Origin of the sequence: Longibaculum muris, from assembly GCF_004343035.1 — a bacterium.
GTDB classification, from domain to species: Bacteria; Bacillota_I; Bacilli_A; order Erysipelotrichales; family Coprobacillaceae; genus Longibaculum; species Longibaculum muris.
Map to the genome: position 1 here is coordinate 1 of NZ_SMCQ01000043.1, position 9996 is coordinate 9996.

Genomic DNA, 9996 nt, shown 5'->3' on the forward strand with positions numbered 1-9996 from the left:
CACCTTTATCACCAGTTCAATTGTTTGGGGTGTTATTTACCCCATGATAATCTAGACTCCAATAATTGGAGACCACACGTTATTCTAGATTACCATAAATATTAGCAGTTCATTTTACATTGATAAAAATGTATTCACAACATTTTCTACAGTAAAGCCATATTTTTCAATGACAATATTTGCTGGAGCACTTGCCCCAAATTGATTAACAGAAATCATCTTTCCATCTAATCCAATATATTTATACCAACCAAAATCAGTACCCATTTCAACTCCAAGACGTTTTCTAACATCTTTTGGTAAAACAGACTCTTTATATTCATCACTTTGTTGATCAAACAATTCCATTGATGGCATAGAAACAACACGAACATCTTGTCCTTTTTGTTTTAATTCAGCTTGAGCTTTTAATGCAAGTTCAACTTCACTACCAGTTGCAATAATAATACCATCTAATTTTTGATCTTCTTTTGAAACAATATAAGCACCATGGCATACGTCCTCATATGTTGCATTTGTTACATTTGTAACATTTTGTCTTGTTAAGATTAAAGCTGTTGGACGATCATTTGTTTCCATTGCTTTTTTCCATGCAGCACACATTTCAAAGGCATCAGCTGGTCGAATTACTTGAATATTAACCATTGAACGCATCATTGCTAATTGTTCAACTGGTTGATGCGTTGGACCATCTTCACCAACAGCAATAGAATCATGAGATAATGGTAAGACAATTGGTAAATGCATTAAACATGCCATTCTTAAAGCAGCTTTAAAATAATCACTAAAGACTAAGAAACCACCTGAAGCGACTTTTACACCTTTATGTAAAGTCATACCATTCATAATAGATACCATCGCAAATTCACGAATACCAAAATATAAATTACGTCCACTATAATCATCACAGCTAAAACGTTGTCCATCTTTAATTGTTGTTTTTGTTGATGAAGCTAAGTCAGCTGTACCTGATAAGAAAGCCGGATTTTGTTTTGCAATTTCATTAATGATTTTTTCACTTGTATTACGTGTTGCTTCACTTAATCCTTCAGGATAATCATTAATAAATGTTGAATAATCAAATGAATAATACCCTTTTACATCATCAGATAACTCTTTATAAAGTTCAGGATAAACATTCTTATACTCACGCATCATCTTTTTCCACTTATTAAAGCAACGTTTTCCACGATTGAAAACATTTTTACGGAAATCTTCATAAACTTCTTCTGGTACAAAGAATTCTTCATGGTCAAAACCATAAGATAATTTAGCAGCTTTTCCATCTTCTTTACCTAATGGTGCACCATGTACTTTGCTTGTTCCTTGATTTGCAGATCCATAACCTATAACTGTATCAACAATAATAAGAGATGGTTTAAAGCTTTCTTTCTTTGCTTTTTTAATTGCTTTTAAAATAGCCGCAACATCATTTCCATCATTAACACAAATAACTTGCCAATTCATTGCTTCATAACGTTTTTTCACATCTTCACTAAATGAATAATCTAATGGTCCATCTAATGTTACATGATTTGAATCATAAAGAACAATAAGTTTTCCAAGTGCCAAATGACCCGCTAAAGAAGCAGCCTCATAAGTGACACCTTCTTGCATATCACCATCACCACATAAAGCATATGTATAGTGATTAACAACTTCAAATTCATCTTTGTTATAACGTTCTGTTAAATAACGTTCAGCCATTGCCATCCCTACAGCCATAGGAATTCCTTGACCTAAAGGTCCACTTGAAGCATCAACACCATCAGTTAATTCTACTTCTGGATGTCCTGGAGTACGACTTCCCCATTGTCTAAATGATTTTAAATCATCCATTGATAAATCAAAACCTGATAAATGCAATAAACTGTATAATAACGAAGATGCATGCCCACTGGCAAGAACAAAACGATCCCTATTAAACCAATCTGATTCCTTTGGGAAAACTTTTAATTCTTTTGTAAATAAAGCATACAACGCTGGCGCAGAACCTAGAACCATTCCAGGGTGTCCAGAATTAGCTTTATTAATCATATCAATTCCTAAAGATCTAATTGTTGCTATCGATAATTCCGATTGATTCATTTCCTTATTTTCCTCCTAAACACACTCACGGTTATTATACACAAATTTAATACAATAGCAAATACCTATTTGACAATTTTCTGCATTTTAATTCATTTTTTTTGCTTTTTTTAATTTTCGTGGAGTGACATCATTGCCCTTTTCATCAACAACTTTAATACTTTGAAGTTGTTGCTTAAACCCACTTCTAAATATACGTAAGTATTCCTGTCTTAATTCTTGTTGTCTTTTCTTTTCTTCCTCAGTTAAACCAACAGTTTTACTCTTATGAGCAAGTGCATTAATTTCTTGAATCATTTCATCACTGATTTTAGCCATTTTTAATCCTCCTAAAAAAAGAAAGACCTAAGAGTTTTTTAGATTAAATCCCTGGTATATACAGGTGGGCATCTTGTGTTCGATTTTAGGATTCCTATTCAAGATAGGCTTTCAACACCATCGACCAACAATCAGATTCCCTTATCTATCGTGTAGGAAATACATATATCTCTTAGGTCAATCACATTATAGCATAAAATTTAAATCTGTAAACAACCAATTCATACCAAATAGTTGAGTTATTATTTTCCTAACAATTTCTTTTAAAAATCATATATTATTTTTAAAACTTTGAAACGAAGATTATTAAAAAAGCAAAAGATCAATAACCAACAAAAATGACCTATTGGCCATTTTCTTTTGGTTTAATCATACATGTACTTAAATATTTCTTATCAAAAAGTGATTTTAATTGATTAACATCATCAAGTGATAAAGATGCTAAACAATCAATCAAATCAAAAATCATAATCCCTTCAAAATAATAACGACTAAACATATTTGCAATACTTTCTGGGCTATTAAATACACCAATTAAAATTCCAATGTTTTTCTTTTGGACTCTTTGAAAATCAGCTTCATCTATTTCAAAAGAATCAATCGATTCAATCAATTCATAAATTTTATCACGTAGTTTTTCAGGTTCTTGCGTATCGCCACCAATTTGTAAGAAAGAATAATTTCTTTCTTGAGTAAAATTTGCGCTAAAACTATCATTAATGAACCCTTGACGCATCCAATCCTCATAAAGCTTAGAACTTTTTGCAAAAAGTAAATCTAGTAATAAATTCATTGATAATTCACGTTTTAATTTTTGTGAAGGTTCCGTTAAAATATCATTAATTTTCATAGAGACAATTAATTTTGGCATCACAACATCCATATTTAAAATCAATTCATCCTGATCAACATCTTGAGGTTCATCAACATTCTCTCTTTGAATTTGATTTTCCTTTTCAAAATGTTTCTTTGCTTGATTTTCACGAATTAATGTCATAGTCTTTTGCGGATCAATATTTCCGACAACAAACAACATCATATTACTAGGATGATAGAAAGTATGATAGCATTTTTCTAAAGTATCTTTATCAATTTCACGAACAGTATCCACAGTTCCCGCAATATCAATTTTAACCGGATGATTTTGATAAAGATTTTGGATACTTCCAAAATAACAACGCCAATCAGGATCATCATCATACATACCTATCTCTTGATTAATAATCCCCTTTTCTTTTTCTACATTTTCCTCTGTTAGATAAATATCTTGAACAAAATCTAATAACAATTCTATACACTCATCTTCATGTGTTGTGGTACTAAACAAATAAGCTGTTCTTGATGAAGAAGTGAAAGCATTGGTACTTGCGCCTAATCTAGCAAAACCATCACTAGCATCCCCATCTTCCATTTCAAACATTTTATGTTCAAGAAAATGAGCAATTCCATCAGGAACTTTCAACATTTCATTTTCACCAATTGGCACAAAAGTTGTATCAATAGAACCAAAACATGTAGAAAATAAACCATATGTTTTTGAAAAACCTTTTTTTGGCAACAAATAAACTTTTAAACCGTTATCCATTTCTTCGAAATATAACGTTTCTTGAAGTGTTTGATAATTAATTGTTTTCATCGAAATCCTTTCCTGTAAGGAAGAAAATAGTATCTAAACGCACTTGTTTAGCCACTTTAATAATATCTTCTTGACTTACATTTAATAATTTTTCAATATATTCATCATTTGACTCTACCTTATGTGTAATATCTCTATTATAAGTTAGAGCAATCATACTGCCAGCTTCATCACTTGTTTTTCTTAATGAATTTTCAAGCATCATTTTAGCAACATCAATATCTCGTTTTTCGATTTGTCCATCTTGAATAGCTTTTAATTCCTGTTGAATTAAGTCCATTGTCTTATGATAATCTTTAGCTTCAATACCTGCATTCACAATCATAATCCCATTAAATGCATCATAACTTGATGAAACATAATAACATAAACTATTTTCCTCTCTAACAACTTTAAAAAGGCGTGATTGTGAAAAGCCCCCAAAAATCGCATTAAATACAGTAAACGCATAATGTTGTTCAGATATAAAGTCACAATCAATTTGATAACCTAAATTTAATTTTGATTGAGTAATATCTTGTTTCTCAATAATTTCCAAGACATCAGGATGTTGACTCTTAAAAGTATACGCTGATGGATAATCTTGATGATTTTCAGGAAACTTCAAATATTGTTGGAAAACATCAACAATTGTTTCATCTACATCTCCCACAACATAAATATGTTTTTCATCTTCTTTAATACATTTTAAGAAATACTGATATAGCATTTTTCCATCAATTTCATCAATCTTATCTTCATAACCAGTACTTGGAATACCTAGAGTTTGATTTCTTCCCATATGTTCAAAAAGCTTATCTAATGAATAGGAAAACTTATCATCTTTATTGACTTGTAATCTTTCTTTTAATTCTTTTTTCTTTAATTCTACAATTGTTTGATCAAAAGCATCATTTTCAACAAAAGGATCAAAAAACAAATCACTCAATAATTGAAGTTGTTTTTCTAATAAATGTTCTTGATGTGGTAAATAAACATCATTGACAAAACTTGTATAAAGATTAATAACTTGAGATTCACCCTTTGTTGCAACATTCGTTGATAAACGTGCTCCATAATTTTCATCTAAATAACTTGCGAGAAGCTTTGTTGATGGATATTTTTTTGTAGCTGCAATTAAAACAAAGGTTAATAATGTTCTTAAAGTTGTTGTTTCTTTTAATAAAGGACTTTGCAAACGCAAAGATATTGTCATTGTTTTAAATTTTTTTGTAGGGATAAGATGTAGCGTATATCCCTGCATTTGATATACAGTTTTCATAAATCCTCCTTTTTTTCACATATTACTATTATACTCAATTTTTTACAAAATAAAAATAAAAAAGACCAAGACTTTCATCTTTGTCTTTTTACATAGTAAACCTTTTTGTCTATATAAATAATTTATCTTTTGCATATACTATACCCACATATGAATTAAGCATTTATTTAAAATACAGCACAGCTTATATATTTGAATAAGCAATAAAGGTACTTTGAGATATTTAACATAATCAATAAGATTTAAATTAATATCTATGTTCTTATATTAAGAATATACTAATCTACATTATTTTGATTAAACTTAAAAAGATTCACAAAAAAATTCATTATGTTTCTTAATACCAACTGATAATCTCTTTGATTTAATTCTTTATTAACTCTTATCTAAAAGTATACCACCATTCAATATATTTCATTTGTTATTCTTAATTCATTCATTACATATATTTATTTCCTTTTATTATTCATTCCTCAATACTTGTATTGGTTGAAGTCTATAAGTCATTATACTAATAATAATACCTATACCCAGTAATAAAATACTTTCAAAAAGCAATAACTCCAATAAAGAATAATTAACAAACCAATAAATTCCTACACTCATTATAATGAAACTCAAAATATTCATAATAAATGATTCAAATAAAACCAATGTGATGATATTCATATTTGTTAAGCCAATACATTTTAATAATGCAAACTCTTTTTCACGAGTATGAAAATATGATCTATATAAGAAGTATAAAGTCATTAAACCAAAACAAATAAGACATGTCATTACAATTTTTTGAATTGTATTTAACATTTCAATGTAACTAATAATTTGATCATAATCACTAAATGTAGTTACTTTATAATTCAGATTCTCTAATTTAAGTTTAAGTTCTGTAAAATCATCAATATTATGACAAAATAGAGTATATCCAGATATTTCTGTTGGTTTTAATTTTTCCTCTATCAGTTTTTGATGCATATATATAAATTCAGATGAATCAATATATTCAGATGTTAGTCCCTTTAAAAGTATTCCTTTATAAAGCAATGATATCTCAATATGGTTATTTGTATCATAAAAATTGATAGATTGGGTTGGAACAATCAAGTGGCTGTTTTTATAATATAACTTATGACTGAAATAAAAGCCTTGTTCTTTAGATAAATCAAATCTTGTCCATATCTTATTATTAATATTTATTTCATCATAATAAGGTACAACAGGATATGATTTATCTAAAAGATTCAGCGAAACATTATAATATGGATAATAAGAATCTATTTTAAGTTTATCAATATCTTGCTTTTGTAAAGATGGAACATACATCCATCCTGGATTATCCTTAGAAACTATAGATTTACTTTCTGAGATAAAATTATTTGTGACTTGAGAAGTCACTAGACAAAATATAATAATCATTATATTAACAAAAGCAATAAATACCTTCATTTTCTTAGAAAAATAATATTGTTTTTTCAAATAATTAAAATATGTTTTTAAAGGAAGGTGAGTTCCTTTTTGAATGATTTTTATTGGTTTTTCTTGTATATCCTTAGAAACTATTTTTGTAATGATACCATCTTCAATTTGAACAACTTCATCACAATACTCACGAGCTATTTGATTATGACTTGTTATAATAATAGTCTTTTCTTTCTTAAGTTCTGATAGAATTTCAAATATTATTCTAGCATTTTCTGTATCTAAAGCACTTGTAGGTTCATCAAGTATAAGTATTGGTGTTTCTTTAGTTAATGCACAAGCAATAGCTAATCTTTGTTTTTGTCCACCAGACATTGCATAAAGTGATCTATCTAATGGGATATCTAAATGAACTTTATGCAAATATTCTTTAGCTTTATCTGCTGATATTTCATTGCCTACTAAAGAAGCATAATACTGAATATTTTCATATACATTGAAATGATCATAAAGAATATAATCCTGAAATACAAAAGCAATATCATATCTTCTCAAAATAGTTTTTTTCTTATGATGAAATTCTGTTATATCGGTATCATCAATCTGATATGAACAATCTTTCTTATGAAAATCAATTAAACCTAACTTATATAATAAAGTGGTTTTCCCACAACCGCTTTCTCCAACTAAAAGAGTCAAACAATTATTCTTAATTTCTAAATTTTGATTATTAAAAAGTGGTTTTGCAAATGAAATATTTAAATGGTTAATTTTTAACATGATAAATACCCTCCCATAAAATAGGAATAATCGTTTGACTTATGATAGAAATACCAATAATAACAAGCCATGATTTGATATTAATAATGTATGGAGTATAGTAAACATAAATAGAAATATAGTTCACTATCCATAATAGAACATATGATACTATAGCTGTTATCATAGCATTCAATAAATACTTCTGTAACTTTACTTTAATAATATCTTTCTTACGATAATATCCAATATGATTTAACCATAAATTCAATTTCTGTTCTTCTTTACCTTTTAAAAAATGAAAACCACTTACTATTAGAATAGTGAAAAATAGAAAAGAAAAACTAATAACTTTAGCCATTTCTTTAGTCGAACGAATAGATTCTGCATAACTTTGGTATTGATTATATTCCCAGTCAACTGTATACCCTAAATTTTCTAGTTCATTAACTACTGACTGCATATTCTCTATATGATCAATTGCAACAGTATAAGCGTTAGGCTGCCAAGGTGTATAAACAAAAACTAAATCAGCATCTTTTTGTGATTCAACTTCAATCATTCCATCCTCAGTATCTTTACGAAATACTGTATAACCTTTATCAACAGGATTTGATCTAGCTAAGGCTTCTAAAGAATCAGAAAGCATATACATTGCATAATCAGATGTAACGAGTGTATTACTTTCATATCCTGTTTCTAAAATTCCATTGATTGGAAGTAATAATTCTACTGATTGACAATTAATAAGATTAGCAGGACTAAAATCATCGTCAGCAAACTCTTCTTCCATCTCACCTGAAGGTATAGTGATTTCCATTGCCCCTGAAACATCATAAGTTGGAATACCAACCTTTATCTTTACTAAGCAATCTTTAAGATCATCTGCTTTTAATTGAAGTCTATTTAATAAACTTTGATTTAAATATAAACCTTTTTCATGTTTATCAAAGGAATAAGTCTGATACTTTTCAATCTCAGTCTCTTCAATTCCCTCTATAAAAAGATTGTAATAATTATAATTGTTATCAGATTTTAATTGCTCAATTGTATCGTTATAATTATAAATTTCTTCATTATCTTTCAAAATATGAAAAGATGGTAAAATTTCTTTAGCAGATAATTCATCTACATAAGTTGATAATATAATTTTGGGCTTGATTTGTTTTATGTGCTGTATGTCTAAGATACTCTTTTGCTCAATATCTGTAATAGGAAAATAAGTCGAACTCGTTATATCAAAATTATATGTTGGATATCTAGAATCAAGTGATTTATAAACAAGTACACTTTGGTTATTTTTTGTTTTCAAATTTTCTTCAAAAGAACTTAAAAAACCATTATCTATATTAGTAGAAAACGCACAAATCATAATGGCTAATGAAACAAGAAGACAAGTAAAGATTTCTTTAAATATATGGTGCTTTTTCATTATAAAAAAATATAGAATCCAGTTGATATTATTTTTTTTCAATGCATCAATTATAAATTCTTTTTCTTGTACTTGAGAATCTTTTATAAGATGAAATTTTTGGTCCTTTATTTCATAAATTTTATCTCCTTCTTTAAATAAATAAGGATCATGAGTTGCAATAATTAAATAACTTTTCTCTTTTAATATATGCAATAATTGAATAAACTTCGTTTTATATTCATCATCTAATGAAGCTGTTGGTTCATCCATTAAGATAATTTGTGGCTGAATAATAAACATATTAATAATCATTGCTCTTAATTGTTCTCCTCCAGATAATTGTGAAGGATAACTAGATTTTTTATCATCAAGTCCCATTAAAGAAATAAATTCTTCCAATTGGGGATGCGCAGAATACATTTTTCTTAGCAAGCTCCACTGTTCATCAAGTGTCAAGTCATAACAAAATATCGGCTTTTGTGACATATAGTAAAGATGATCCTGATAATTTTTTTTATTTTCTTTTATCTTTAAATCAAGATTATCAAAATAAAAATCACAATGTATTCCATATTTTAACGCAAGAATATCTAATAATGTAGTTTTCCCACTACCACTTTCACCTTTAATAATAGTTAGTTCTCCTATTATTGCAGTTAAACGAGTATTATCAAATATTGTTTCTTTTCCATAACTAAAACTTAAATCTCTTACGTCCAGCATATGAAAACTCCTTTCTAAAAAGCATATCAATTGTTATTGATGTGCTTACAATGATTTATTGAACTGTCAATTTCTTTGTTGATGCATTATAAGTAAATAAAACTGGTAATGCAATTCTAATACATAAACCTAATTTTTGGATAGTTTCGTTTTATTATACTTTTTTGAAAGCGCTTTTATTATCTTTATTATAGAGTCAATATATTATTTTGTCAATAAATCAACAAATACATTATTTTTTATTTGTTTTTCTGTATATTTTCTTCATATTAATTCTGTTAATTTTCGGGTCTTTGACAGTTAGATATGTGTATAATTCAAAAAGCATTGATAGATGCTTTATTTTTTTGTCAACTTTTTATTACTTTTATATCGTAA

General features: G+C 27.9%; 6 protein-coding genes and 1 other RNA gene. All 7 read right to left on the reverse strand.

Annotation, left to right across the window (positions count from 1 at the left end):
* Positions 1-114: 114 nt before the first annotated feature.
* On the reverse strand, positions 115-2088 hold the full coding sequence (gene tkt / locus EDD60_RS15825) for a transketolase (protein WP_066443906.1): 1974 nt from the start codon (positions 2086-2088) through the stop codon (positions 115-117).
* 87 nt (positions 2089-2175) lie between these two features.
* Complete coding sequence (locus EDD60_RS15830; RefSeq protein ID WP_066443908.1) at positions 2176-2406, reverse strand: DUF896 domain-containing protein; 231 nt, start codon at positions 2404-2406, stop codon at positions 2176-2178.
* Between the two features lie 20 nt (positions 2407-2426).
* Positions 2427-2588, reverse strand: a non-coding RNA gene (ssrS, locus tag EDD60_RS15835) — 6S RNA.
* A 161-nt stretch (positions 2589-2749) separates the two neighbouring features.
* Complete coding sequence (yfmH, locus tag EDD60_RS15840; protein WP_066443910.1) at positions 2750-4042, reverse strand: EF-P 5-aminopentanol modification-associated protein YfmH; 1293 nt, start codon at positions 4040-4042, stop codon at positions 2750-2752.
* Positions 4029-5303: an EF-P 5-aminopentanol modification-associated protein YfmF gene (gene yfmF / locus EDD60_RS15845; protein ID WP_066443911.1), complete on the reverse strand. Its 1275-nt coding sequence runs from the start codon at positions 5301-5303 to the stop codon at positions 4029-4031. The genes yfmH and yfmF overlap by 14 nt, the downstream gene beginning before the upstream one ends.
* A gap of 462 nt (positions 5304-5765) precedes the next feature.
* Positions 5766-7502, reverse strand: coding sequence for an ABC transporter ATP-binding protein/permease (locus EDD60_RS15850; protein ID WP_066443914.1), 1737 nt, complete (start codon positions 7500-7502; stop codon positions 5766-5768).
* A complete protein-coding gene (locus tag EDD60_RS15855) occupies positions 7489-9618 on the reverse strand; it encodes an ATP-binding cassette domain-containing protein (RefSeq protein WP_066443916.1) in 2130 nt (709 codons plus the stop codon). Before EDD60_RS15855 ends, EDD60_RS15850 begins: the two co-directional genes overlap by 14 nt.
* Positions 9619-9996 lie beyond the last annotated feature (378 nt).

What these genes read in the sequence shown, in the direction of transcription:
- tkt (WP_066443906.1), bottom strand. Translation starts at nt 2,088, where the DNA reads ATGAATCAATCGGAATTATCGATAGCAACAATTAGATCTTTAGGAATT.
- EDD60_RS15830 (WP_066443908.1), bottom strand. Translation starts at nt 2,406, where the DNA reads ATGGCTAAAATCAGTGATGAAATGATTCAAGAAATTAATGCACTTGCT.
- yfmH (WP_066443910.1), bottom strand. Translation starts at nt 4,042, where the DNA reads ATGAAAACAATTAATTATCAAACACTTCAAGAAACGTTATATTTCGAA.
- yfmF (WP_066443911.1), bottom strand. Translation starts at nt 5,303, where the DNA reads ATGAAAACTGTATATCAAATGCAGGGATATACGCTACATCTTATCCCT.
- EDD60_RS15850 (WP_066443914.1), bottom strand. Translation starts at nt 7,502, where the DNA reads ATGTTAAAAATTAACCATTTAAATATTTCATTTGCAAAACCACTTTTT.
- EDD60_RS15855 (WP_066443916.1), bottom strand. Translation starts at nt 9,618, where the DNA reads ATGCTGGACGTAAGAGATTTAAGTTTTAGTTATGGAAAAGAAACAATA.